This window comes from Sedimentibacter sp., assembly GCF_038562225.1.
Classification (GTDB): Bacteria; Bacillota; Clostridia; order Tissierellales; family Sedimentibacteraceae; genus Sedimentibacter.
Genome location: NZ_JBCFAS010000003.1, coordinates 176,176 through 202,317, shown reverse-complemented (window position 1 = coordinate 202,317; position 26,142 = coordinate 176,176). Strand labels below are relative to the sequence as shown.

Below are 26,142 nucleotides of genomic sequence, written 5' to 3'. Positions count from 1 at the left end.
AAATCTTAAGGATACAGCATCAGGTGTATCACCTGATGCCGTATCAAAATGTTTATCTGTTAGGTACGTGGATTGCTCTTTTTTCAACAGCCAATGCTGCTTCCTTAATGGATTCTGCCACTGTCGGGTGAGCATGAATTGTAGCAATTACTTCATCTATGGTAGCTTCAAGACCGATTGCCAAAGCCAGCTCGCCTATAAGGTCCGTAGCTCTGGGTCCCAGAATGTGCGCTCCCAAAATTTCCTTGTATTTCTTGCCTGCTATTATCTTGACCATGCCGTCTTCACCCATGATCATGGATTTTCCGTTTGCTGCCAGCGGGAATTTTCCTACGATGTAATCTACTCCTTTGGCCTTTGCAGCTTCTTCAGTCAATCCAACAGATGCAAATTCAGGCTTTGTATAAACACATGAAGGATTGGTGTTGCTGTCAAAAACACTGTTGTGTCCAAGTGCATTTTCTACTGCAACTTCTCCCTGTGTGGAAGCAATGTGAGCAAGCATTATCTGGCCGATGCAGTCTCCGATGGCATAAATGCCCGGAACGCTTGTTTCCATTTTTTCGTTTACGGTGATTCTGCCTCTGTCGTTTGCAATTCCTGCCTTTTCAAGGCCTATTTTCTCGGTGTTTGTTCTTCTTCCGATTGATATGAGCGCCTTTTCACCGGCAAACACCTGTACTTTTTTGTCACTCATCTCAACATTCACTTCAACGGTGTCTCCGGCATCCTTAAAGGACATTACTTTTGCTCCCGTGTAAATTTCAACGCCTTTTTTTGCAAGCTTGGCGCGAATCATCTTCGTGAGCTCGCCGTCCATCATAGGAAGTATTTCATTGAGCATTTCAACTATTACGACCTTGCATCCCAATGTGCTGTACAGTGTTGCTATTTCAACTCCGATAACTCCGCCGCCAACTATTACCATTGACTTTGGAACTTCCTTAAGCTCCAGTGCTCCTGTTGAATCGATGCACTGCTTTGAATCAATTCCCGGAATCGGTGGTTTAGCAGGAATTGAACCTGTTGCTACTATGAACTTGTCTGCTTTGATGATTTCAGTACCTTTCTCTGTCTTTACCTCAATGGTATCCTTGCTGACAAAAGCTGCCTCTCCGAAAACAACTTTTACCTTGTTGGCTGCAAGCAGTCCTTTTACTCCGTTTACCAGCTGTTTTGTCACTGCCTGCTTTCTTTCCTGAACCTTGGCAAAGTCAACCTTAACGTCGCTTGCCGTAACTCCGTACTTGGCACTTTCTTTCAACTCCTCATACAGGTCAGCTGAATGAAGCAGAGCTTTTGTGGGAATGCATCCTACGTTCAAACATGTTCCGCCCAGGTACTGCTTTTCAACCAGTGTAACTTCTCCGCCCAGTTGTGCTGCTCTTATGGCTGCCACGTATCCTCCGGGACCGCCTCCGATTACTACTATCTTTGTCTTATCACTCATGATATTTGCAGTGGTTGCCCACTGAATTTCACTTCCTTTCCTGATTATTTAGAAATGGACAGGCCGCCTGCTGCGGCCTGTTTGTTAAACGTACATGTTGTCAGGATCCTCAAGGTAACCTTTTATTGCTTTAAGGAATTCAGCAGCCTGTGCCCCGTCTACAACTCTGTGGTCAAATGACAAACTCAGCACCATCATTGATGCAGGAACTATTTCATCATTTTCATTTACAATCGGTTTTTTAACGATGCGTCCAACACCCAGTATAGCTGCTTCCGGCAGGTTTATTACCGGTGTGAAGCCGTCGATGTCATAGCTTCCAAGGTTACTGATGGTAAATGTTGCTCCCGCCATTTCATCAGGCGAAAGTGTGTTGGTTCTTGCCTTGTTGATAAGGTCCTTTGCTTCCTTTGTGATAGCCTTCAGTCCTTTACGGTCAGCATCCTTAACAACAGGAACGATAAGTCCGTCTTCAAGGGCTACAGCCACTCCTATATTAACCTTGTCATGTAGTATCATGCTGTCTTCTGTGATTGATGCGTTCAGTTTCGGATAGTTTCTAAGAGCCGTTGCGCACATTTTAACCAGAATGTCAGTGTAGCTGAATCTTACGTCTGCATTTTTGGCGTTCAGTTTGCTTCTCAGTGCTATGGTCTTGTCAACATTAACTTCTGTAGTCAGAGTAACGTGAGGTGCAGTGTTCTTGCTTTGCTGCATTCTCTTGGCAATAACCTTGCGCATGTTGGTCAGCGGTTTAACAACGTCTTTGCTCACAGCTGCCTGAACAGGTGCCGGAGCCGGTGCTGATTTAACCTCAGGTGCTGCTGCTTGTACCTGGGCAGTCTTTGTTTCAGCTGAAAGCACATCTTTTTGAACTATTCTTCCGTTAGGTCCTGAACCTGCCACTGTTGCCAGGTCAACTCCAAGTTCTGCCGCTATTTTCTTGGCCAGCGGAGATGCCTTCACTCTTCCGCCTTCTGTAATTGCTGCTTGAGAAACTGCTGCTGCAGCCTTTGGTGCCGCTTCCTGCACTGCTTCTTCCTTCGCAGCAGGAGCCTCAGGTGCTGCCGGTGCATCTACCTGTTCGCCTTCTTCTCCTATTATTGCTATTAATCCTTTAACAGGAATATCTTCGCCTTCCTGTGCAACTATTTTCAATAAAACGCCTTCTACTTCGCTTTCTATTTCACTGGAAAGCTTGTCGGTTGTAATTTCAACCAGGACGTCGCCTACTGCCACCTTATCGCCTACCTGCTTTACCCATCTTGCTATGGTGCCTTCCTCCATAGTCAGACCAAGCTGAGGCATTATTATTTCTTTTGCCATTTATATGACCTCCTTAACCTACTTGTTCAACAACTTCTTTACTGCTTTTACTATGTCAGCCGGATGCGGGAAAAATTCATCTTCCAATGTCGGTGCAAACGGAGGTACAACATTCAATGCTGCCACACGAACAACAGGAGAATCAAGTTCATCAAATAATTCTTCAGTTATCTGAGCTGACAGTTCTCCGCCGAAACCGCTTCTCTTAACTCCTTCATGAACAACAACAACATTGTGTGTCTTGCATACGGATTCTTTGATTGCATCCCAGTCAAGGGGCACCAATGAACGAAGGTCCAGAACTTCAACGTCTATTCCTTCCTTTGCAAGCTCTTCAGCTGCTTCCAGAGCAAAGTAAACCTGACGTGACCAAGTTATTACGGTAACATCCTTGCCTTCACGTTTAATATCTGCTTTTCCTAATGGAATAATGTATTCTTCTTCAGGAATTTCTTCCTTCTTTGCATACAGAAGTCTGTGCTCTAAAAATACTACCGGATCGTCATCACGGATTGCAGCTTTTATGAGTCCCTTTGCATCCTTTGCAGTTGACGGGCATACAACCTTAAGTCCCGGAACATTTGTGAACAATGTTTCAAGGCATGATGAGTGCTGTCCTGCATTTCTTCTTCCTGAACCCATAGGCGCACGAAGAACCATAGGCACTGTAACCTGTCCGCCTGTCATGTATCTCATCTTTGCAGCCTGGTTCATGATAGGGTCATAAGAAACACCTATGAAGTCAACATACATAAGTTCGGCAACAGGACGGATTCCTCTCATGGCTGCTCCCACAGACATTCCTAAAAATCCTGATTCACTTATAGGTGTATCAATTACTCTGTTCGGTCCGAATTCTTCAAGAAATCCCTGAGTAATGGCAAACACGTTTCCCATCTTTGCCATGTCTTCTCCGAGAACTATTACATTTTCGTCTCTTAACATTTCCTCGTGTAGACCTTCGCTAATTGCTTTGCTAATGGTTATCTTTTTCATCTTGCAACACACCTCTCATTATCACTTGAATATACGTCTGTTGTAACTTCGCTTGGATCAGGCAACGGAGATTCCAGTGCAAACTGGATTGCATCGTTGATTTCCTTTTCCATTGCTTCTTCTACGGCAGCTATTTCAATTTCTTCTATACCTTCAGCCAACAGTCTTACTCTGAAGGTATCTATGGGGTCTTTCTTTGCCCATTCGTCTGTAATTGCCCTGTCACGGTATGCAGCAGGGTCACCTTCATAGTGTCCTCTCATTCTCCATGTCATGCATTCAACTATTGACGGTCCGTTTCCTTCGCGTGCGTATTCAACAGCCTGTTTAACAGCTTCATACACAGCTACAGGATCATTTCCGTCAACTACAACTCCCGGAATGTTGTATCCCTTTGCACGGTCTGAAATATATTCAACATTTGTTACAGTATGAATGTTTACTGAAACACCATAATTGTTGTTTTCACAAAGGAAGACACAAGGCAATTTCCATGCTGATGCCATGTTAACTGCTTCATGGAATGTTCCCTGGTTTGATGCAGCATCACCGAATATTGCTACCGTTACTTCTTTTGTTCCCTTTATCTTTGAAGCGAGAGCTGAGCCTGCAGCTATTGGAATGCCTGCTCCAACTATACCGTTAGCTCCCAGTATTCCAAGGGATACGTCGGCAACGTGCATTGAACCGCCCTTTCCCTGACAGTAGCCGGTTTTTCTTCCAAACAGCTCTGCCATCATTATTTTTGTATCAGCGCCTTTTGCTATTATTTGGCCATGTCCTCGGTGAGTAGCAGTTATAAGGTCTGTTTTTTCCAGAGCCTTGTTAACTCCTGTAGCAACTGCTTCCTGTCCTATAGAGGTATGAATATTTCCATACAGCATTCCTTTAGTAAAGTATTCTGTCAACTTAGTTTCAAATTTTCTGATTCTGACCATCGTTTCGTAAAAGTCTAGAAGCAATTCTTTTGAATATTTTTGTTTTTTCAAAATTATATACCACCTTTCTCAATTTTTTTCTTTTGTCTAATATCTAGCAATATTTGTGCCAAAAAAAGTTTTAACATTTAGATGGAAACTCGTATTTATGAAACGAACAAAAAATGTTCGAATTCAGGACAATTATAAATTATATTCTTTCATTTTACCGTAGAGAGTATTTCTTCCTATCCCCAGTATCTTTGCAGCCTGGGTAACATTGCCTCCAGTATGCTCCAAGGCCTTCATTACAGCCATGGTCTCGGCTTCCTTTATGGACATTACATGGTTTTCCTTCATCTTGGTGCTTATCCTTGTTATCTTGCTGTGAAGGTGTTCCGGAAGAATCCACTCTCCTTCGGACAGGTAATAGGCATGCTCCACCACACTTTCCAGTTCCCTGACATTCCCCGGCCAGCTCCAGTTGTGTAGCAGTGTTCTTGCTTCCTCTGAAAACTTCCTGCATGTACCGTTTATAAGGTTGTACTGGTTCAGCGTCTGGTTCGCTATTATGTCTATGTCCTTATCCCTATCCCTTAAAGGAGAAGTCTTCAGACAGACAGTGCTTAAAACGCCGTAAAGATCTTCTCTGAAATTATTTTCAACGGTCATTTCCTTAAGATCGATTCCAGAAGTAGATATAATCCTTACATCAATTGGAATTTCATTGAACCCTCCGATTCTTACGACGCATTTGTTCAAAAGGGCGTGACACAGCTTGCTCTGGAGATCCAGGGGAATAAATCCGACGTTGTTTAAAAACAGCGTTCCCCCGTTGGCCAGTTCCATTTTCCCGGGACGGCCCCCTGAATGCTGTTTGGAAAATGAACCTTCTTCGTATCCGAAAAGTTCGCTCTCCAAAAGATTTCTGGGAAGAGATTCGCAGTCTACGATAACAAACGGTCCCCCGCTCCGTGTGCTGTAGTTGTGAATTGCTTGTGCGATTATGTCCTTTCCCGTTCCGCTTTCACCTTCTATGAGTACGGGCTTTTCATTTGAACCGGTAAGTTTGATCATTCTTCTTATTTCCTGTATCTGAGGAGATTCGCCTATTATGTTGAATATGGAATACTTGGCCTGGGCACCCATCATTCTGTTGACCATGGATGTCACTTCCTTGATGTTTCTGAATATATCCAGCACTCCGACCATTTCACCGTTGTCATTCCTCAAGATAATGGCAGTCTTTACAAAATGTATGGTTCCTCTTTTGCTTTTAAGCCTGAATTCCTTGTCCACATAGCCTTTTTGAGTCTTCAGCACATTAAGTATGGTAGGTTCAAAATCCACACCTTCCGTAATATGTTTTCCTATTATATTCTTTTCAATTTTCAATATACGCATTCCAGCCGGATTAATAAAGGTTATAATGCCGTTCATATCAACAGAAAGCATGCCCTCTGAAGAAGCATCTATGAGCAGTCCGCGAAAATTGTTCTGTTTTTCAAGTTCTTTTGTCTTTCTGTTCATTTCAGCCAATGAACCTATGGTTTTGCTTATGATTGAAATAAATGCATTGAACTCATCACACATTTCTTCTTTATACGCTACAATTGTGATGAATGCATGGTTTTCAGAATTACTGCTTACATCATGGGAATTTATGCAGATTTGTCCGAATTCATCAGAAATCAGTTCATTTCCGAACGAATCATGTTTGTTGAGATTTGCTACTTGTATGTCTATAGATTCATTTGTTTTTACTGCTTGTAAATTGTATTTAACGTGCCTGATCAGCGCGTCTGTTTTTTCGGAATCATTGCTTTTTTCAATTGCTAAAACCCTTGAAAGCAAATCAGTAAGCAAGATTACGAAATTTCTGCTGCGAAACTGATGGCAGAATTCCTTTAACATAGGCCCTGCAGATTTAGTCAGCCAATTGTTGTTTTCAACAGTCATTATGATTTGTTCATGTAAATCCGCAACATTAATTTTCATTACCCAATCCTCCAATTGATACCCTTTATGCTAACGCGTGCCGCAAAAATATACAGCAACCCGTTATAATATTTGCAAATTTCATGCCACTTTCTTGGCAGGATTTTTTTCATAAACTTATTCAAATAAACCCAAATTGAAAAAATAGAAAAATCCGCCATCAACAGCCTGCTTATTTTTTGCACAATAAAATGCTCAAATATTTGGCACTGCGCAATTATTTAACGCAGTTATCTGAGCATTTGTACATTAAGGTATTAAGTTAACCGAACAAGCACTGAAGGAATTCGTCTTTTGTTATTCTTCCGAGATAATCCTCTACAGCTACATGGCTCAGTGCAGCCTTTACGTCATCAGCATCGTACCTGACTCCTTTAAGTGTATCCTCAAGAACCGCTACGTCTCCTTTTCCGAAAAAATCCCCATAAATCTTGCAGTTGTCAATCAGGCCGTTTTCAACCTGAAGCCTTGCTTCAACGCAGCCTCCCGCAAAGCGATTATATCCCTTGTAGTTGAATTTCGGAGACCTTCCGTAGTTCCAATCCCATGTGCCGTACCTTTCGTCCACCATTTTCTGGACATTTTTCAAGTCTTCCTGGGACAGGTTGTAATATTCCACGGGCTCGTCGAAATATTCGAATATGTTTTTAAGAAGAAGGTTTTTGAACTCCAGCACATCAATATCTTCCTGAACGTATGCCTTTATGTTTGTTACCCTGCTGGCTACGGATTTGACTCCCTTTGATTCAATCTTGTCTCTCTTGACGTTAAGCGCCTTTGACAGGACATCCAGCTGAGAATCAAACAAAAGCGTTCCATGATTGAGCACTCTCCCCTTGGATATGCTTTGTGCTATGCCGGAAAATTTTTTTCCGTCAATCACAAGATCATTCCTTCCCGATAGGTCGCACTTCACTCCTATTTTTTCCAATGCCTTTATGATAGGCACATTGTAAGTTTTAAAATCTATCATTTCACCGCTGTTAGCCTTTGCTATGAAAGAGAAATTCAGGTTTCCAAGGTCGTGGTACACAGCTCCTCCCCCTGTTACCCTTCGAACAACATTTATGTTGTTTTCCTTAACAAAATCCATGTTTATTTCTTCCACTGTATTTTGATTTTTACCGACTATTATGGAAGGTCCGTTTCTCCACAAAAGAACAAAGTCCTCTTCAGAGTCCAAAGATTTAAACACATATTCCTCAAAAGCAAGATTATAATGAGGATCTGTCGAATTGTTTTCTATAAACTTCATTTCATTCTCCTTTATTATTTTCTATCAAAAAATATGTTCTTTGAACCAACATACAGCGGAATTCCATATACGATTCTTGTTTCTTCCCCCAGGAGGTTCAGTTCAACAGCAGCGACTCCCACGGAATGCATGATTCTGTTGTCAACCCTCTCGTCCATTGCCACGCTTGCAGCAGACCCTACAGCAATTCCAAGGTCCCCTGTGTTCAAGGCGCATGGAACATCCGGATGCTTTAATTTTTCTTCGCAGTTTTTAAATCCGCAAAATCCGCAGTACTTGATTCCAATCGGTTTTATTTTTGTGCCGATGAGCACTACTGCTGTTGAATTCAAAATGTTATCCGCATCCCTCACAAAATATTCCGGACCTGTGCCGTCATTTGCCAACTCCCTCAGCTTCTGGGACATCATAAGTATAGTATCTCCTTCTGCTATTGCTATTTCCAAATTGTCAATACCCTTGGCCTTTGGGGCGGTTCTGGCTGTAGTAATCATTCTTTCGGCTGTTCTTCTGACTACTTCATCTCTTATTTGTGCTTCCATTATAACGCTCATAATAACTCCTCGATTCACATTAAAATAATGTTCCATTTGAATTTATAAAATTATACATTAAAATCAATCCATCAACAAGGTTAATTTAAATTTTGTCCAACTCTTGATATAGCTATGTATGCAAATTCTGTACCATTGACTCTTGTTCAATAATTAAATATTCCTTTTTTAGTACCAATAAACTATTATTAATATTTATTTGCATGTTAATTATCTCCACACTTAAATTTTATTGTTTTATGCCGAAATTAATGTTACATTGCTGGATCAGCAAAATTTGCAAGTCCATCTTGGGCGTCGGAGAGCATATGAAACGCAACAACTGTAGAGATTCGATTTTATTGATGATATTGCTGTACAGCACCTTTTTCACCGCTTCAATTTATAAATCTGATTTTTGGGGAAACATACTGTCACCGATAATCGACGTGATTACATCGGCAGTACTGCTTCACAACCTGCTGCTTCTTAAAAAGGACGAAAAGTCTAACAGCAAAAAAATATGGATCAACCTGTATTTTTCCATGCTATCATGGACCGCTGCAGACTTTATCTGGTCCTTTTATTATTTCTTCACCCCCTTTTCACCTGATAAAAGCATCCTGCTGAAATACATGTACTTCGTACCCAATATGTTCCTTCTGGCTGCAGTTATATTGTACTTCATGGACATATACAGGAAATGGAACATGCTGCAGCTGACACTGGACTCCCTGGCCTTAACACTGTCATCTGTGCTGCTGGTATGGATTGTGTTTTACAAGGGAGACATTCAAATTGTAAAACTTCTTGTTAAGCAGCACATGTTTGAAAACACCATGCTGATATTTGACATTGCCGCACTGGTAATAATGTTCATTTCATACTATTCAATAAGGCAGGGAAAACTCAATAACAGTACGTATCTAACGCTGGCCGGAATCTTTGTATACTACATGGCCGACATGTACTACCTGTACCTGTGCATGCACGATTTGTATGTTCCAAACACCCTCATAGATTCAGCCTACATGCTTGGTTTTCTTTTTATAGCCACCGGATCTATAACAAAAAAATACTCTGACAACTCATCCGTACAGCAGAGGGAAGAAAAACTTATGAATGTGGGCTTCAGGCAAAAGCGGTTCATACTGATGCTTTTCCCTGTTATAGCGCTGTTTTTTGGAAACTTCAGCATTCAGACTGCGGCTTACTTTCTGATTATACTGGCAATCAGGGAAATACTAACCGGACACATACAGCGGTACATAAAAAAGGAGCAGCTGCTTGCCGCAGAAAAGGAAATGAACGTTCTTCTCGAAGAAAAAATCAAGCAGAGAACAAAGGAAATATCAGATGCCTACAAGAAGCTGGAGCTGAAGAACAAGGAACTTGACTTTTTGTCAAACATGGATCATCTTACAAACTTGTACAACAGGCGTTACTTCTTTTCCAACCTTGACAGCAAGCTTCATTCTTTGGACAGTGGCGAAAAGACTGCTCTATTTTACATTGACCTGGATCGTTTCAAGTTCATAAACGACATGTACGGGCATCAGATAGGAGACCAGGCACTGGTTGAAATAGCAAGAAGACTGAAAATGCATGTATGCGGCGACTCAATTCTGGCAAGGATGGGCGGAGATGAGTTTGTGCTGGTGAAACGCGGGTTTTTTGAATATGAGGACATGGAGACGCTAGCCCGGTCCATGGTCAGTGAATGCAATGAACCTATTGAAATAGGTCAATACCTGTTTTATGTTTCAGTAAGCATAGGAATATCCATATATCCGATGGATGCAAAAGACTGCTATTCTCTCATGAGGAATGCGGACTTTGCCATGCACGAAATCAAGGAAAACGGCAAAAATGGATTCATCTTTTTCGATTCAAGAATCAGTGAAAAGATGGGAAGAAAAATAAAGATTGAAAACTTGATCAAGACAGCCGATTATAACAAGGAATTCGAGCTTTACTACCAGCCTCAGTTCAGCACAGTGAACAGGGAAATTATCGGAGCCGAGGCTCTTCTCAGGTGGAAAAGCCGTGAACTGGGAGTTCTTTCACCCACAGAGTTCATATCCATAGCGGAAGAGATGGACTGCATCAGCTCCATAGGAGACTGGGTAATGGAAAAAGCAATCACACAGATTGCACAATGGAATAAAAAATCCCTGCATTTGAAGGTGGGCATCAATGTTTCACCGAAGCAGCTGGACAACAAAAATTTTATAGACAGGCTTACTTTCATCATGAACGAAAACCAGGTTTCCCCTGAACAAGTAGACATTGAAATAACAGAAAATCAGGCCATAGCCGGCGAGTACAGAATAAAGCAGATAGATTCACTACTCAGCGGTCTTGGCGTATCCGTATCCATTGACGATTTCGGCACCGGCTATTCATCGCTGAGCTATTTGAAGATACTTCCCTTTGAACGCATAAAAATAGCCAAGCAGCTCATAGACGTAATTTCATCGGACAACTTTGACTATGAGATAGTGAAGGCAGTAATAATGCTGGCTAAATCCATAGGTATACGAACAATCGCCGAAGGAGTAGAAACCCATGAGCAGCTGGACATACTTGCAAAACTAGGATGTGATGAATTCCAGGGATATTTGTACGGCAAACCCATGAGTGCTTCTGATTTTGAGAAGATGATCAAATCCAATCTGCTCGTTGAAAAAAATATATAAGGTGCTATAATGTAACAGGGGGTATTTAAAATGACAAAAAAAATCATTGCATCATTGTTATTGATTGTGTTTCTGTTTTTTGCAGCTGTTCCTGCGCCTGTCTACGGTGCTGATCAGGACATAAAAAGTCAGACGGAGTTCATGCAGAGGTCACTGAAAAGCATCATGGGCTTCTCAAACGCTTCAGACCTTGTAGTGGATAAGGCCGGAACAACCGTCGAAAACAAAGTGTTCCAAAACCTTTACATTGGTAAATCCGTTAAAAACGGAAAAATTACGTTGAAAAACGTCATCGTGACCGGAGAATTGATAGTGGGAGGAACCGGTCAGAACACGCTGTTCATTCAGGATTCTTCAATAAGCAGACTTTCTGTGGACAAGAGAGACGGAACCGCTAAAATCACAGCGACAGGAAAAACTTCCATAGACCGCATGCTTCTTAAGTCTGATGCGGTTGTGGAGCATCAAAAGCTTACCGGAAGCGGTTTTAATGAAATAAGCATGTACAAGGATACTGCTGTTTCGTTTAAAACCGATACCAAGACTTCATTTGCGTCATCAAACAAAAAAACTGCAGATATAAACAAAACTGGTGCGGTAAAAACGCAGGGCATAGGCGAGACAGACATAACCGCCAAAGCAAGCAGCCAAGGCAATCTCATTTTCTGCAAGCTGAAAGTTGTTGAACCAGAAATAGGAACAATAAAAATTCTTGCCATAGGCAATTCATTTTCCAACGATACCATCAGCATGGTACATGACATCGCCAACTCCGCAGGCATAAGCGTGGTGACGGCAAACCTGAACTTCAACGGCTGTTCTTTGGAAACCCACTGGAAAAACGCCAGCGAAAACAACGCATATTATTCGTATCAAAAATGGACATCCTCACTGATGACATCAGTTCCGAAAAAGAAAATGGAGGATGCGATACTTGATGAAGACTGGGATTACATAATACTTCAGCAGTATTCGGGGTATTCGGGCATTTATTCCACTTATAAGCCATACCTGAGCTATCTGTCGTCTTACGTCAGGAAACTGGCTCCGGACGCAGCCATTGTGCTGAACATGACGTGGGCTTATGCATCGGACAGCTCCCATGCAGAGTTTCACAGGTACAACAGCAATCAGAACACAATGTACAAATCCATAACCAATGCCTACACCCAGGCTTCAAAGGACAGCAAAATAGATATAGTTATTCCCTGCGGCACAGCCATACAAAATGCAAGGACAAGCAAAGTTCTTAACTCCATAGGCAAAGAGCTGACCCGGGACGGTTTTCACCTGGATGAAAAAACCGGAAGATACATAGCAGGCCTCACCGTGTTCGAAACCCTTATTGTAAAAGACATGAAAGTGGACAAAGACCTTTATGAAGATGTTTCATTCGTTCCCGAAGGCACAGACCAGGAAACGGCAAGACTTGCCAAAACTGCAGTTGCAAACGCAGTTAAAAATCCATACAAGGTAACACCGTATAAAACAAAAGCTTATAAGGACTGACCTTATAAGCTTTTATATTAATGTTTTCAAATCCTGTTAGGCGTTCGTTTCTATTTCCCCGGCCTTCATCAAAGCCATCTTAGTCACCAAAGGCCCAATAAGTTCATATATTACCGTACCGCAAAGGATTATAGTTTGAATTTTATAGCCGTAATCCGGAACGATGGATACAGCCATCCCGGCTAGACCTATTGCAACACCTGCCTGAGGTATAAGCGTGAACCCAAGATACTTCTTCACAACAGGCTCAGCCTTGGAGACCTGGGCTCCAAAAGCAGCTCCCATAACCTTACCTACAACCCTGAATATAACATACATAACTCCAATGACGCCAACTGTAGGAAGTATTGTAATGTCAAGCTCTGCTCCCGATATAAGGAAAAACAGAAGATAAATCGGAGGTGTTATCCTGTCAACCTGTTTGAACACCTCTTCACTTAGTTCCGAAATATTTGTAAAAACCGCACCTAAGGCCATACAGGCCAGAAGAGCTGAAAATCCAAGCATGTTCGATATTCCTATGCATAAAAAGACCATTGCAATTGCAACAGATAATCTGTTCCCCTTACCGGTGTACCATGCTGTTAGCAACTTTAAAATAAAACCCAGAAAAGCTCCAAATACCAAAGCTCCCACTATTTCAATAACAGGGTCTGCCAGGGTAGCTAGCATCGAACCGGTTTCAGAAGAATTTAAAGACTTGGCTATGGCAACCGATAAGCCGAAGCACATCAAGGCAACCGCATCATCTATGGCTACAACCGGCAGCAGCGTATTGGTAACGGGTCCCTTTGCATCGTACTGCCTTACGACCATCAGCGTTGCAGCAGGTGCTGTGGCGGCAGCTATGGCTCCCAGAACCAGTGAAAATGCAGTATCATTACCAGTCAGAATCAAAACCAAATCCACAACCAGCACTGCTCCCACAGCTTCAGCAAATGCTATGATTATTGGTGACTTACCGACTTTTTTCAAGTAAGACAATTTAAATTCTGCACCAATGGAAAAAGCGATGAATCCAAGTGCAATATCTGGAATAATCGAAAACTTCTCAACAGCCTCCAGAGTCAGAACATTCAAGCAATATGGACCGGCTATCAGTCCTATTATAATGTACCCTGTAACATTTGGAAATTTAATCTTGTCCATAATTTTGCTTGACAGCAACCCCAAAATTAATGAGATTGCCAAATACAAATAAATATTTAAACCTTCCAAAACTATTCACCAAATCCTTCCACATCTTTAATAGGAATAGAGAACATTATACCCGTATTCGGCTCACTGAAATCACCTATAACCTTCTTTATTGTTTCTCTTGTTTTGTTGACTTGCTCTTCCTTCAGTACAAATATCAGCAGCTTGCTTACCAATTTTTCTTCATCCACAAGCATATGTCTCAACATCCCGAATATTGGAATGTCCTCCATATTTACCAATGCCTTGGCCATGCCGGTTCCTTCAACGATAGTACCGCCCTTAACGCCAGTTTCTGCCAGTTTTTGCATAACTTCATCAACCATGTCAATTTTTTTGAGAATAACCATCAGCATCTCCATATTATTTCACCTTCCATCTATATAATATACTTACGGTTATTAATAATACTACCAGAGAAATAATTTGTCAAATTCAACTAAAAAAACAAGGTATCCTCAGCAGGTACCTTGTTCTCTTTTATGGCTGTTTTCAACGTTTCTTATGACCTTCTTCACCGTATCCTGAATGGTTGTGGTATTCAGAATTTCTATGTCGCAGTAGGATTTGTACAGGAAAATTCTTTCATTGTACAAGTCGTAAAGCCTCTTGGCACCGTTAGCAAGGAGGGGACGGGTTCCGCAGTCTATGTCCTGAATTATTTTTTCCACAGGTCTGTTCAGAAAGATTATAACCGAGTTTTTCTTCAGGAAGTCTATGTTTTCCTTCCTTATTACTATGCCGCCTCCGGCTGCCAGCACGTGAGACTTCACAGAGCTCAGTTTCTTGGCGCATCTGGTTTCTGCATCCCTGAAGCAGTATTCTCCCTGGGCAAAAAGTTCCTTTATGCTTTTTTGTTCGGATCGTTCTATATATTCATCCATGTCTATGAAATTCATATCAAGATTCTGTGACAGCAATTTTCCTATTGTGCTTTTGCCGCTGCCCGGCATTCCAATCAATACTATATTCTTCATACGTCACCTTCTATCGAATAATTTCCCCTTCTCTTTCAAGAATCAAATCCAGAACCACCAGAGCGGCTGCACCGTCAATGACTGGTATTGCCCTGTGCAGTATACATGGGTCGTGGCGCCCAGTAACCTGCAGCGTTGTGTTTTGCATTTCTTCAATGTTCACTGTTTTCTGAGTCTTTGAAATCGAAGGAGTGGGTTTAATTGCTGTCCTGAATTTTATGGGCATTCCGTTTGTTATGCCGCCTAGGATTCCTCCGCTGTTGTTGGTACTTGTAATGACCCGCGTTCCCTGCATCATGTACGGGTCGTTTGATTGGGAACCCTTCATGTTTGCCATGTTGAACCCTTCACCAAACTCGATGGCCTTCACGGCAGGTATGGAAAACATCATATGAGACAATCTGCTTTCAACAGAATCAAAAAATGGTTCGCCGTAACCGGCAGGCACATTCAGAATCAGTGTTTCGGCTACTCCTCCTACGGAGTCACCTTCCTCCCTGGCTTTCAGAATCTCCTGCTGCATGTTTTGTGAAGCTTCATCTCCGATTACGGGAAACTCCTTGTTTCTCAGGTTCAGGACACATTCTTCGCTTTCCTCGAAGGGGGTTGAATCCTCAACCGTATAAATCTTCTGAATTCTGCTTCCTATATAGATTCCCTTGTAATTTTCAAGTATCTGCATTGCAAGGGACCCTGCGAACAGCAGCGGTGCAGTTATTCTTCCGGAAAAGTGTCCGCCGCCTCTGTAGTCATTGAAGCCTGAGTACTTCACGTGACCCGTGTAGTCGCTGTGCCCCGGGCGCATTTTAATTTTAAGCTCCGAATAGTCCCTTGATCTTGTGTCCTGGTTCTGTATCATTGCACAAAGCGGTGCGCCTGTGGTCCTGCCTTCAAATATACCGCTGACTATGCGAAAGAGATCACCCTCGCTCCTTCCGGTGGAAATATTGTTTTTACCGGGGGCTCTCCTGGCCATTTGCTTTTCTATGAAGCTTAAGTCAATTTCTAAGCCGGAGGGCAGTCCGTCCATAACAACGCCGATTGCTTCCCCATGGGATTCTCCGAATATGCTGATCTTCAGTTTATTGCCCGTCATTGAACTCACTTGTGTCACCTCCCAATTGTTTGTAGTCATCCCAGAAGTGTGGGTATGATTTTGTTACTGCCATGCAGCCGTCCAATATTATTTCCTTTTCGCACCTAGTGGCGGCAATCGCCAGCGACATGGCTATGCGATGGTCGTTCCAGCTGTTCACCATTGCATTTCCCTTGAGGGTTTTCCTGCCTCTGATTACCAGTCCATCTTCCTTCTCACATACGTCAGCTCCAATTTTTTTAAGTTCTGTTGAAATTGCCTTCAATCTGTCAGATTCCTTTATCCTGAGCCTTCCTGCGTTAACAATGCTGGTTGTCACTCCATCCTTAAGGGATGCCAGCACCGCCATCACAGGCACCAGATCAGGAATCTGTGATGCGTCGATTGTGACTTCTCTGGCTGAATTATCATACATTCTAACGATTCTGGTAATTTCTTTGTCCCCCTGAAGCGAATCCTCATTAAGGCCTAAGCATTCAACATGGTTTCCCACTTCACGGGCCACAATGAAAAACGCAGCCTGGGAATAGTCACCTTCCACCCTGTAGTCAGAAGGCTCATATTTTGAGTTTCCTTTTATATGAAAGCGCATGTAATCGTCATGTTCAACATGCACTCCGAAGTTTTCCAGCATGCTGAGGGTAAGATCAATGTACCCTTTCGATTCCATCTTGTCTGTTATTTCTATGGTTGAATCGGATTCCAGCAGCGGCAGAGAGAAAAGAAGCCCTGAAACAAACTGTGAGCTGACAGTTCCTGTCATGTTGTAGTGTCCGCCCTTCAGTACTCCCGATGATTCCAGCGGAAGCTTTCCATCATCTGTTTTGTAATGTACTCCATCTTTTTCAAATATTTCGTAAAATACGTTCAATGGACGTTCAACCAGTTTTCCTGAGCCAGTGAATGTGCACCTTTTTGAGAGCATCAGCCCTACAGGAATTAAAAACCTCAGGGTTGAGCCGGATTCCCTGCAGTCAATGAAAGCTTCGCTGACCATTTTTGTGCTGCCCTTGATGTTTAGCGTGCAGTCATATTCGCTTCCTATAATCTGTATAGTTGCACCCAGCTGCCTCATACCTTCGATTGTTGCCTTTATGTCCTCCGAAAGTATCACATGTTCTATTGTGCTTTCCCCGTCGCTTAAACCCGCGCAGATTACAGCTCTGTGACTCATGCTTTTTGACGGCGGAACGGTTATTTTACCGCTTAACGTTGCGGGCTTAATTTTAATGGTCTCCATAATATTCTCCGTTAGATGTATTTGTTTAAGTCCTGCACAGGAATCCTCTGGATGAAACAGTTTCCTATGTTCTTCAGCAGGATGAGGTTCATGTGTCCTGATATGTTCTTTTTGTCAAGGGCTGCTGTCTTTAGCATGTCTTCCTGGTTCATCAGGGGAAATCTATGCTCAATTTCGTAATTGTCAAGGATTTTTCTTATTCTGTCGGCAGTGCCTTTTTCAGTTAACCCCAGCGCCTCGCTTTTCGCGGTTATGCGGTGCATTCCCATGGAAACCGCTTCCCCGTGGGAATACTTTTCGTAATTGAAATACTTTTCAATAACATGGCCTATGGTGTGTCCGAAATTAAGAGTCATCCTAAGCCCGTTGTCCTTTTCGTCATGTTCAACGGTTTCCTTTTTTATTGTCAGGCAGCTGTGGATAATGTCCTCCATGTTTTCAAACAGCACTTTTTTTGTCTTAATATCCAGAAGTCTTTCAAACAACATTTCGTCTCTTATGCAGCCGTACTTGATTGCCTCTCCAAGACCGTCTTTCACAAACCTTTCAGGAAGGCTGACCAGCACATCCGGGTCAATGAGCACAAGCTTCGGGTGGTAGAAGCTTCCTATGAGGTTCTTTCCTTCCTCCAGGTCTACGGCTACCTTTCCTCCTATGCTGGAATCAATTTGTGCCAGCAGTGATGTGGGCACCTGCACCAGGTCAATTCCCCTCAGGTAGGTTGCAGCAGCAAATCCGGCCAGGTCGCCCATAACGCCTCCACCCAGGGCTATTATCATGTCGCCTCTTGTAATTCCCATACCGGCAAGATTTGAGTAGACCCCCTTCAAGGTTTCAAGAGATTTGCTCTGCTCCCCGGGCTGCAAGACTATGAAATCACACTCTATGTTTTCTTTTTCCAGTGAATCAGCAAGAGTTTTCCCGTAAAGCGAATACACATTCTCGTCTGTTATTACAGCTGCCTTCTTTCCCCTTAATATATTCCGTATTTCTCTTCCGGAGTTCTTTATTATTCCTCTTTCAATTTCGATTTCGCTGGTTACATTATCCAAAACCAATTTAAGATTTTTCATATTTCATCTCTTTTCTAAGATTGCCGCTTTTTCTGAAGGCAGATTTCAAAGAATCTGCATCTTCACGTTCAATCATATGGTAAATGTCTTCTAAGTCACTCATGACGCTTGACAGCTCAGCAAGGATGTTCTCCTTATTTTCTATCAGAAGCTCACTCCACAGCTCACCGTTTATATCCGCAACCCTTGTCATGTCCTTGAAGCTTCCGCCGATGCAGTCCCTTCCGGCATGAAAGCTTTCGCTGTTCATAACCGTGCATGCCAGTATGTGAGGAAGCTGACTGGTGTAAGCTATGATCCTGTCATGTGTTTTCGGTTCCAGTTCTATAACCTTCCTGAATCCTATTTTAAGCATCATATTCTTTAAAAGCAACACCGTTTCCTTGCTATTGCTTTCATGAGGAGTAATTATGTAGTTTGATCCTCTGAATATGGTGCCGTCCGAAATCCTGTACCCTGTGCTTTCCTTGCCGGACATTGGATGCCCTCCTATGAATTCCAGGTCATGGCGCAGAATCTTTCTTGCTTCCTCCACTATTTTGCCCTTTATGCCTGAAGTATCCGTTATTATGGCGTTCTTCCTGAAGTGTTCCATGTTCCTTCTCATGAATTCCAATGCTGCATTGGGGTATGTGCACAGGATTACAATATCCGAACCTTTAAGCGGTATACTGTCATCCTGGAAGAAGCCGTCAATTATGCCGCTGTCCTTTGCTTCCTCCAGTGCTTCCTTGTTAATGTCTACTGCCCACAGATTTTTCACCTTGAGATTTTCACGGATGGCCTTTGCTATGGAACCTCCGATTAATCCAAGGCCCACAATGGTTATGCTAAAGTCTTCAGTCACCGCAATCACCCCTTATATGGCCCTGTCTTCGACTTCAGCGAGAACTTTCAGTTTATCCATGAGTTTGTCAAACTTATCGGGCTTTATGGACTGGGCTCCGTCACACAATGCATTTTCAGGATCGTTGTGGACCTCTATGATGAGGCCGTCTGCACCCGCCACAACGGCTGCCTTTGCCATGGGTTCAACCATCCACCATAACCCTGCGGCATGGCTGGGGTCAATAATGACCGGCAGGTGGCTCAGCTTCTTTATGGCAGGCACTGCACTTAAGTCCAGCGTGTTTCTGGTGAATTTTTCAAAGGTTCTGATTCCTCTTTCGCACAAAATCACATTCTCGTTTCCTCCGGCCATGATGTACTCAGCAGACATGAGGAGCTCTTCGATTGTTGCAGAAAGTCCTCTTTTCAGAAGTATGGGCTTTCTGGTTTTTCCCAGCTGCTTCAGCAGATCGAAGTTTTGCATGTTTCTTGCCCCTACCTGTATTACATCCACGTCTTCAACAAATTCATCAAGGTTGTCGGTTGACATTATTTCTGTCACAATGGGAAGTCCCGTTTTTTCTCTGGCTATCTTTAAAAGCTCCAGCCCTTCCTTCTTAAGACCCTGAAACGCATAGGGCGAAGTTCTGGGCTTGAACGCTCCGCCCCTTAGAAATCCAGCACCGGACTTCTTGACCGATTCCGCTATGGAAATTATTTGTTCCTCGCTTTCAACAGAGCACGGTCCGGCTATGATGGCCAGCTTCTTTCCGCCGATCTCCATGTCATTGATCTTCACCACAGTGTTGTCCGGATGGAACATCCTGTTTGATTTCTTGTACGGCTCCTGAACTGCTATTACCTTGTCTACTGCCGGGTTTGTCTGGAAAGTTCCGGGCTCTATTACGCTTGTATCCCCCACTATTCCGAGAATGTGGCAGTTTACTCCCACGGATTCATGCACTTCACACCCAAGAGAATGAATTTTTTTCTTTACATCCTCAATTTCTTTTTCGCTTGCCTGTTTTCTGATTACCAATATCATAGCTGACCTCCTGTTTTGTGATAAAATAAAAAGAGCCCAAAAGGACTCTCAAAAATTTCGATTATACAATTATATAAGTTTAAATATAACCATATGATAGGAATTTGGGTTGTAATCCTTTATAATAAGATTCATGCAGTTTTTTTGTACAAAAATAATAGTAATAATAATAATTACTAAAATAATAGTTATACAATTTAGCCGCAAAAAACTTATTTACAACCTTCATTCTTTCTCCTGTCTGTATTTAAATTATTTGTATTGTATCACAGAAAATCAGGATGTCAACAACTTTTTTGGTTTAAGCTAAATTATTCTATTATTTCAGGCCTTGAAACTTCCGAGAACCTTCATGTATGGAAGCTCCGTCTTAAGCTGGGTCAGCATCGACTGTATGTGTCTGTTGGCCAGATTTCCCTCGAAATCCAGGTAGAACATGTACTCCCATGGTTTTATAAGGTTCGGACGCGAGTTAATGTACGAAAGGTTGCAGCCGTAGTATGCGAATGTGCTCAACACCTCGCTCAGGGTTCCTGTCTCATGGGAAACGTTGAACACGATGCTTACCTTGTTGTGGTCTTCTTCAACAGCCATCCTTCTGGAAACAGCTGCAAAGCGCGTGTAGTTTTGCTCCTTATGGTTTATGTGTGTACGGAGTATTTTAAGTCCGTAATGTTCTGCTGCTTCCTCAGAGCAGATGCACGCCAAGTCCTTCCTGTTCATCATGGCTGTTTTTTGTGCAGCCACAGCGGTGTTTATTTCTGTCACCTCAGCGTAGCCGCTGTTTTTTGTGAATTCCCTGCACTGGGCCAAAGCCTGCGGATGGGAACACACTTCCCTGATTGAACTTAGGTCTGTTTCCTGAATTCCCGCCAGACAGTGGTCGACTTTCTTTACATACGTGTGGTTTATGAACAAATCGTACCTGAGCAGCAGGTCATACACGTCATTTATGTATCCGGCAGTTGAATTTTCAATGGGTACAATTCCCATGTGGGCCTCTCCCTGATAAACTGCCTTGAATACATCCTCAAATGTTTCCCTGTTAGTGAGCTCTGCATCCTTGAACAGGGATTTTGCAGCACTTTCCGAATATGAACAAGGTAGCCCCTGGTAACAGACAATCTTTACATCACTTTTGTCAAGATTTGCATTTTTTTCGTAAATATTTGATGTTTCAGGCAATATTCTGTACCTGTGCTTGTTTTCCAGCGACTTTACCATTGCTTGAAAAAACCTGGTTTCCATTTCATACCTAGATTCATCCTCTGCCGGCTGTCTTCCCGTAGTCTCGTCAATGCTTTCCATGCGGTTATTTATCCTTGTCAGCTCTTCTGCTGCAGCCATGCGCTTCTGGAACAGCTTATTTATCTGTGCATCGCATCTTTCTATGGTTCCCAGTAAATAGTCATACTCCATGTTACATTTTCCTTCCTACCGAATTTGCAATCAATTTCAATTTTCCCATTGTACCCTTGAACTCTCCGTAAGTAAGTGATTGTGCACCGTCACACAGAGCGTTGGCGGGGTCGTTGTGAACTTCTATGATGAGCCCGTCAGCTCCTGCAGCCACAGCTGCCATAGACAGCGGCTCCACCATCCAGTTCATTCCTGCCGCATGGCTGGGATCAACTATTACAGGAAGATGACTCAGCTTCTTGAGAGCCGGAATGGCACTTATATCCAGCGTGTTCCTTGTGTAGGTTTCGAAGGACCTTATTCCTCTTTCGCAAAGAACCACATTGTCGTTGCCTTCGCTCATTATATATTCAGCTGACATGAGAAGCTCTTCCAGGGTGTTTGAAAATCCTCTCTTCAGCAGAACCGGTTTGTTTGTCTTTCCCAGCTCTTTCAGCAGTTCGAAGTTTTGCATGTTACGGGCTCCCACCTGGAACATGTCCACGGAATCCAGAAACATTTCTATGTGAGCAGGATTTGTTATTTCGGATACCACAGGCATGTCAGTTTCATCCTTTGCTTGGTTTAATAGTTCAAGACCGTCTGCCTTGAGTCCCTGGAATGAATATGGAGATGTTCTAGGCTTCCATGCTCCTCCTCTTAAAATTTTTGCACCGTCCTCATTTACGCTTCTTGCTATATCAATGATCTGCTCCCTGCTTTCAACAGAGCACGGTCCGGCCATAATAACAACCTCCGGTCCGCCTATTTCGATGTTTCCAACCTTCACAACCGTATTTTCCGGATGCAGCTTCCTGTTAGCCTTCTTGTACGGCTCCTGCACCTTAATTATCTTTTCTACGTTCTTGTTCAGATAGATTGAGTTAATGTCAAGAACGGTAGTGTCTCCCACAAGCCCTAGAACAGTGGTGCTCTGGCCTACTATTGAGTTTACGCGGATGTTGTATTTATCCAGCATTTCTCTTATTTTGATTATTTCTTCTTCCTTAGTTCCGTTTTTCAATACAAGTATCATGATTTCCTCCGAAAAATAAAATTATAAAACAAAAAACCTTCCGACCCTATAAATTAATATAGGGACGAAAGGTTATAATTCCGCGGTACCACCCAAATTCAGCCAAAGCTGCGCTCATCGAATACAGACATATTCTATCCCTGTAACGCGGGATCGCGGCCAGGCCTACTTTATTCAGCCAAGCGGCTCAAGAGGGAACTTCAAAATGATTTCTCCAATACCCGCTTCCAGTCTATGACGGGCACTCCCTGTTAGATTCCTCAAATCTACTTTCATCTTTCACTGCCGTAAATATTTTTTTACATGATATTCCATGCGCAGTCAATTGTCAATACATATTTTTAAATTTTCTCACCTTTAGACTTATAGTAATCAAAAATCATTTTATTGTGACTGTAAGAATTTTTTTGGAGCCAAAAGTATCGACGTTAATTTATGCTCGTCGGTCCTTTGGCAAATTTACATGTTTTATGACAAATTATATGGGTATTTATTAAAATGACGGAGAACATAAAAATCGTGGCAAAGGCATTGGGTTCTGTGGACCATTATCTATAGACATCTCAGTCGGATTTATGTTATGAGGTATGTGTTGGTTTATTAAGTTGCCAAATTAAGCCTAACCCACATGCAGTCAAAAAAATATTCAAATATCGCTAGGAGATTACTATGAAAAATGTGACTTTATTTACTTCAAAAACCTGACCCTACTGCAGCATGGCCAAGGAGTTCCTTGCAGAAAACAAAATTCACTACTTTGAAAGGGACATAAATCAGGATCCGGAAGCACGAAAAGAAATGATCAAAAGAAAGGTTACCGGCGTACCTTCATTCCTTATAGGAGATGACATCGTTGTGGGACTGGACAAGGAAAAGGTGCTGAGTATGGTTGATCATAGGGTTGTGGAATGCCCGCAGTGTAAAACAAAGATGAGGGTACCCCTAAATCATGAAAACACAATAATAAAGTGTCCCAACTGCAAGCATGTGATAGAATAAAAGCTGCCGAAATGTCTTTTCGAATCTGTCTTTCTGAACGTCACTGAAGAATCTCCCTAATTAATCCAATGGAGATTCTTCGTACTGCGTCCTGAGTATGACAAAATCGTAATTTGTTTATTTGTCCCAGGTAAGAAGTCTTCTTTCCCCGTCTATGTTTTTTATGTCTGTTATGTCCTGACTTACCTCAAGCACTCCCCTGTACCCTCCAAGGTTATCCCTAAGCGCGAAATACTGAATAAGCACGGTCTTTCCCTTTATATTTATCCAAAATTTTGCGTTGTCTTCCTTTCCTGCCCTGAAGCTTTCGATAATTTCCTCCACCACATGAACGCTTTCTGACGGGTGGCAGTTTTTCACATTGCGTCCTATGACGGCAGGCGAGCGAGGAAATATCCTGTCCTTTGGCCTGGTGAAATATCTTACCTTGTTGTGTTCATCAACAAATGTCAGATCCACCGGCAGAGCATTGAAAACCATGAGGATTTCATCAAAATTCATTTCCCCTGTCTCCGTCCTGAAAATCCCGTCTGAGGAAATAATTGTCTGTTCCTTTTCTTCAGAGGCAGTCCTTTCCTTTACTATGAATGGAAAATCGTACTCGAGACTTTGACTGTGCATCTGCACCCAGTCCTGCTCGCTCAGGACTTCGCATGCAGCAGGAAACAAAATAAGCTCTTCTTTTTTCTTCACTCCCAGAATTCCAAAAAACAATGCTGCAATTGCCATGTTGACCTGCTGCTCGCTGCTTTCCCCGTCAGCCAGCGTCTGTTTAGCTTTCTTCAGCAGCCTTCTGACTTCATCATGCAGTGACCACATTATTGTAAGTCCCTCAAACTTGGTTGCTGATTTTTCCATGTAAGGGAAAAGTATGTTTTCCTTTTTGAGATAGTGGCTGTCAAAGGTTTCAAGCTCCCTTATCTTGGAGAGTATTGCCGATTTTTTCAACGTAAGATCCGTTTCCTTCAAAAGGATTTTAATTTCATCGGTTTTTGCTGCCAATGCTTTGTTTTCCTCTGCCATATCGTTTAAAAAGTCATCGTTTTCAGGTTTTTTCCAGCTATGTTTTGAAAGCCCCTTGAAAAATGCATTAATTACTTTGTCCAGGAAAATCAGAATATCCTTTGGTGTTTCTCCTTCATCAAGGAGACTTTTGAACACTTCAAACGCATCCTGGGGCTGTACCTGGTCTATGTAATCCCTGTACTCTGCATAAAGTTCACGGTCATCCGCATCTGATCCGAGACCTTTGACATATGCCTTCAGCTTGTTTATTCTTTCTTGGTTATCGTACATTTTCCACCTCCTGCATGCTAAAATTATACTATTTTTGCTATAAACCGTCAACGCCGGCTGCGCAAAAAAATCGGCATGACATTTCATACCGAAAGAATAAATATTCATATTTAAATATGCATTGATTTACATGACATGCTCCTGATGAGCCTCAGTACGTTGTCTACTGTTGCTTCCATGTTTTCCCTGCTTTTGGCCCGGCTTACGGCAAAATCCTGCGGAAGGCGGTTGATTGTAAATATTGAAGTGACGCCCATGTCGTATGCCTCTTCGATGCCTTCATCAGCTCCGCCCACAATAACTGTTACGGGAACATTTTTCTTTTTTGCCCTTCTGGCAACTCCGATGACCACCTTTCCTCTGAGGCTCTGGGTATCTATTTTCCCTTCGCCGGTGAATATCATATCCGCATGTTCAATGACGCTGTCAAAACCAACAGTGTCCAGCACCGTTTCAATTCCCATCTGCAGCCATGACCCGAAGAATGCAATCATGCCTGCACCCATTGCACCTGCAGCACCGCCCCCTGGCACATCCTTAAGATCCAGCCCTGTGTCTTTTCTGATGACATCACAAAGCAGCCTAAGCCCCTCATCAAGCTCCACAACCATGTCCTTGTCCGCACCCTTCTGAGGACCGAAAACATATGCAGCTCCGCTTGTGCCATACATGGGATTATCTATGTCGCACATAGTTACTATTTCAATGTTTTCAAGAACCTTTGAGCACTGCGACACATCAATGGATGCTATATCCTTCAGAGTTCCTCCTACAGGTATGAACTCATTTCCGGCCCTGTCAAGGAATTTAACCCCTGCGGCAGCCGCCGCACCGCATCCTCCGTCATTTGTGCTGGAGCCTCCTAGACCCACAATTATTTTTTTACATCCTCCTTCCGCTGCAGCCAGAATAAGCTGACCTACTCCATAGGTTGTTGTTTTTAAAGGGTTCTTTCTGTCCTCCACAAGAGGCAGACCGGCACAGCTAGCCATTTCTATGACTGCTGTATCACCGCCTTTCAATATCCCGTAAAATGACTGCATATCCTCAAAGTACGGATTCTTGACAGTTACTGCTGCCTTCTCTCCTCCAACGGCAGCAAGAAAGCAGTCAACACTGCCTTCTCCTCCGTCTGCCACAGGTATTGACACAACACGGCAATCCGGGAAATGCTTCTTCACCTTGTCTGCCATTATGCTGCAGATCGTTTCCGAACTTAATGTTCCCTTGAACGAATCAGGAATCAACACAACTTTATTCATGAAATCACATCC

The 26,142-nt window shown here is 42.7% G+C and carries 22 protein-coding genes and 1 other annotated feature; of the genes, 3 read left to right on the top strand and 19 right to left on the bottom strand.

Translation table 11 applies throughout. The features are described 5' to 3' along the window. Positions 1-52: 52 nt before the first annotated feature. The 7 genes from lpdA to AAGU76_RS12775 all read right to left on the bottom strand — a co-directional run bounded on the left by lpdA (position 53) and on the right by AAGU76_RS12775 (position 8,496). Complete coding sequence (gene lpdA / locus AAGU76_RS12805; RefSeq protein ID WP_342485899.1) at positions 53-1,450, bottom strand: dihydrolipoyl dehydrogenase; 1,398 nt, start codon at positions 1,448-1,450, stop codon at positions 53-55. 84 nt (positions 1,451-1,534) lie between these two features. Next, complete coding sequence (locus AAGU76_RS12800; RefSeq protein ID WP_342485898.1) at positions 1,535-2,776, bottom strand: dihydrolipoamide acetyltransferase family protein; 1,242 nt, start codon at positions 2,774-2,776, stop codon at positions 1,535-1,537. A gap of 18 nt (positions 2,777-2,794) precedes the next feature. Then, entirely contained in the window at positions 2,795-3,772 is a 978-nt protein-coding gene (locus AAGU76_RS12795; RefSeq protein WP_342485897.1) for an alpha-ketoacid dehydrogenase subunit beta, read from the bottom strand. Continuing rightward, positions 3,769-4,710, bottom strand: coding sequence for a thiamine pyrophosphate-dependent dehydrogenase E1 component subunit alpha (locus AAGU76_RS12790; protein WP_342486304.1), 942 nt, complete (start codon positions 4,708-4,710; stop codon positions 3,769-3,771). The genes AAGU76_RS12795 and AAGU76_RS12790 overlap by 4 nt, the downstream gene beginning before the upstream one ends. Before the next feature lie 183 nt (positions 4,711-4,893). Further along, the gene (locus tag AAGU76_RS12785) at positions 4,894-6,687 is read right to left on the bottom strand and encodes a sigma 54-interacting transcriptional regulator (protein ID WP_342485896.1); all 1,794 of its coding nucleotides are present in this window, start codon (positions 6,685-6,687) and stop codon (positions 4,894-4,896) included. Between the two features lie 262 nt (positions 6,688-6,949). After that, a complete protein-coding gene (locus AAGU76_RS12780) occupies positions 6,950-7,942 on the bottom strand; it encodes a lipoate--protein ligase (protein ID WP_342485895.1) in 993 nt (330 codons plus the stop codon). A 14-nt stretch (positions 7,943-7,956) separates the two neighbouring features. Next, on the bottom strand, positions 7,957-8,496 hold the full coding sequence (locus AAGU76_RS12775; RefSeq protein WP_342485894.1) for a DUF2148 domain-containing protein: 540 nt from the start codon (positions 8,494-8,496) through the stop codon (positions 7,957-7,959). Positions 8,497-8,804: 308 nt separating this feature from the next. On the opposite strand from AAGU76_RS12775, the gene AAGU76_RS12770 reads away from it, so the two are divergent. After that, positions 8,805-11,174, top strand: a complete 2,370-nt coding sequence (locus AAGU76_RS12770) for a bifunctional diguanylate cyclase/phosphodiesterase (RefSeq protein WP_342485893.1) — start codon at positions 8,805-8,807, stop codon at positions 11,172-11,174. A 30-nt stretch (positions 11,175-11,204) separates the two neighbouring features. Further along, positions 11,205-12,683: a DUF4886 domain-containing protein gene (locus AAGU76_RS12765; protein ID WP_342485892.1), complete on the top strand. Its 1,479-nt coding sequence runs from the start codon at positions 11,205-11,207 to the stop codon at positions 12,681-12,683. 36 nt (positions 12,684-12,719) lie between these two features. Here the strand turns inward: AAGU76_RS12765 and AAGU76_RS12760 are convergent, their stop codons facing one another. The 10 genes from AAGU76_RS12760 to aroF (AAGU76_RS12715) form a co-directional block, all read right to left on the bottom strand. Further along, positions 12,720-13,856 carry a cation:proton antiporter gene (locus tag AAGU76_RS12760; RefSeq protein WP_342486303.1) on the bottom strand — a complete coding sequence of 379 codons (1,137 nt, stop codon included), beginning with the start codon at positions 13,854-13,856 and terminating at the stop codon, positions 12,720-12,722. A 47-nt stretch (positions 13,857-13,903) separates the two neighbouring features. Beyond that, entirely contained in the window at positions 13,904-14,230 is a 327-nt protein-coding gene (locus tag AAGU76_RS12755; protein WP_342485891.1) for a hypothetical protein, read from the bottom strand. 108 nt (positions 14,231-14,338) lie between these two features. Next, positions 14,339-14,857, bottom strand: coding sequence for a shikimate kinase (locus AAGU76_RS12750; protein WP_342485890.1), 519 nt, complete (start codon positions 14,855-14,857; stop codon positions 14,339-14,341). A 10-nt stretch (positions 14,858-14,867) separates the two neighbouring features. Continuing rightward, positions 14,868-15,962 carry a chorismate synthase gene (gene aroC, locus AAGU76_RS12745; protein ID WP_342485889.1) on the bottom strand — a complete coding sequence of 365 codons (1,095 nt, stop codon included), beginning with the start codon at positions 15,960-15,962 and terminating at the stop codon, positions 14,868-14,870. Then, positions 15,940-17,193, bottom strand: a complete 1,254-nt coding sequence (gene aroA, locus AAGU76_RS12740) for a 3-phosphoshikimate 1-carboxyvinyltransferase (protein ID WP_342485888.1) — start codon at positions 17,191-17,193, stop codon at positions 15,940-15,942. Before aroA ends, aroC begins: the two co-directional genes overlap by 23 nt. A gap of 11 nt (positions 17,194-17,204) precedes the next feature. Next, positions 17,205-18,266, bottom strand: a complete 1,062-nt coding sequence (gene aroB, locus AAGU76_RS12735; protein ID WP_342485887.1) for a 3-dehydroquinate synthase — start codon at positions 18,264-18,266, stop codon at positions 17,205-17,207. Continuing rightward, a complete protein-coding gene (locus AAGU76_RS12730) occupies positions 18,253-19,113 on the bottom strand; it encodes a prephenate dehydrogenase (protein ID WP_342485886.1) in 861 nt (286 codons plus the stop codon). Before AAGU76_RS12730 ends, aroB begins: the two co-directional genes overlap by 14 nt. Positions 19,114-19,125: 12 nt before the next feature. Further along, positions 19,126-20,139 (bottom strand): 3-deoxy-7-phosphoheptulonate synthase, encoded by a 1,014-nt coding sequence (gene aroF / locus AAGU76_RS12725; RefSeq protein WP_342485885.1) that lies wholly within the window; start codon positions 20,137-20,139, stop codon positions 19,126-19,128. Between the two features lie 324 nt (positions 20,140-20,463). Next, complete coding sequence (locus AAGU76_RS12720; protein WP_342485884.1) at positions 20,464-21,558, bottom strand: prephenate dehydratase domain-containing protein; 1,095 nt, start codon at positions 21,556-21,558, stop codon at positions 20,464-20,466. A gap of 1 nt (position 21,559) precedes the next feature. Further along, the gene (gene aroF, locus AAGU76_RS12715; RefSeq protein ID WP_342485883.1) at positions 21,560-22,573 is read right to left on the bottom strand and encodes a 3-deoxy-7-phosphoheptulonate synthase; all 1,014 of its coding nucleotides are present in this window, start codon (positions 22,571-22,573) and stop codon (positions 21,560-21,562) included. Between the two features lie 57 nt (positions 22,574-22,630). After that, positions 22,631-22,865 (bottom strand) — a binding site (T-box leader). 377 nt (positions 22,866-23,242) lie between these two features. On the opposite strand from aroF (AAGU76_RS12715), the gene AAGU76_RS12710 reads away from it, so the two are divergent. Beyond that, on the top strand, positions 23,243-23,572 hold the full coding sequence (locus tag AAGU76_RS12710) for a glutaredoxin family protein (RefSeq protein ID WP_342485882.1): 330 nt from the start codon (positions 23,243-23,245) through the stop codon (positions 23,570-23,572). A 117-nt stretch (positions 23,573-23,689) separates the two neighbouring features. Here AAGU76_RS12710 and AAGU76_RS12705 read toward each other — a convergent pair whose 3' ends face one another. Both AAGU76_RS12705 and AAGU76_RS12700 read right to left on the bottom strand, forming a co-directional pair. Beyond that, positions 23,690-24,868 carry a PAS domain-containing protein gene (locus AAGU76_RS12705; protein ID WP_342485881.1) on the bottom strand — a complete coding sequence of 393 codons (1,179 nt, stop codon included), beginning with the start codon at positions 24,866-24,868 and terminating at the stop codon, positions 23,690-23,692. 110 nt (positions 24,869-24,978) lie between these two features. Continuing rightward, on the bottom strand, positions 24,979-26,130 hold the full coding sequence (locus AAGU76_RS12700) for a glycerate kinase (protein ID WP_342485880.1): 1,152 nt from the start codon (positions 26,128-26,130) through the stop codon (positions 24,979-24,981). Between the last annotated feature and the right edge of the window lie 12 nt (positions 26,131-26,142).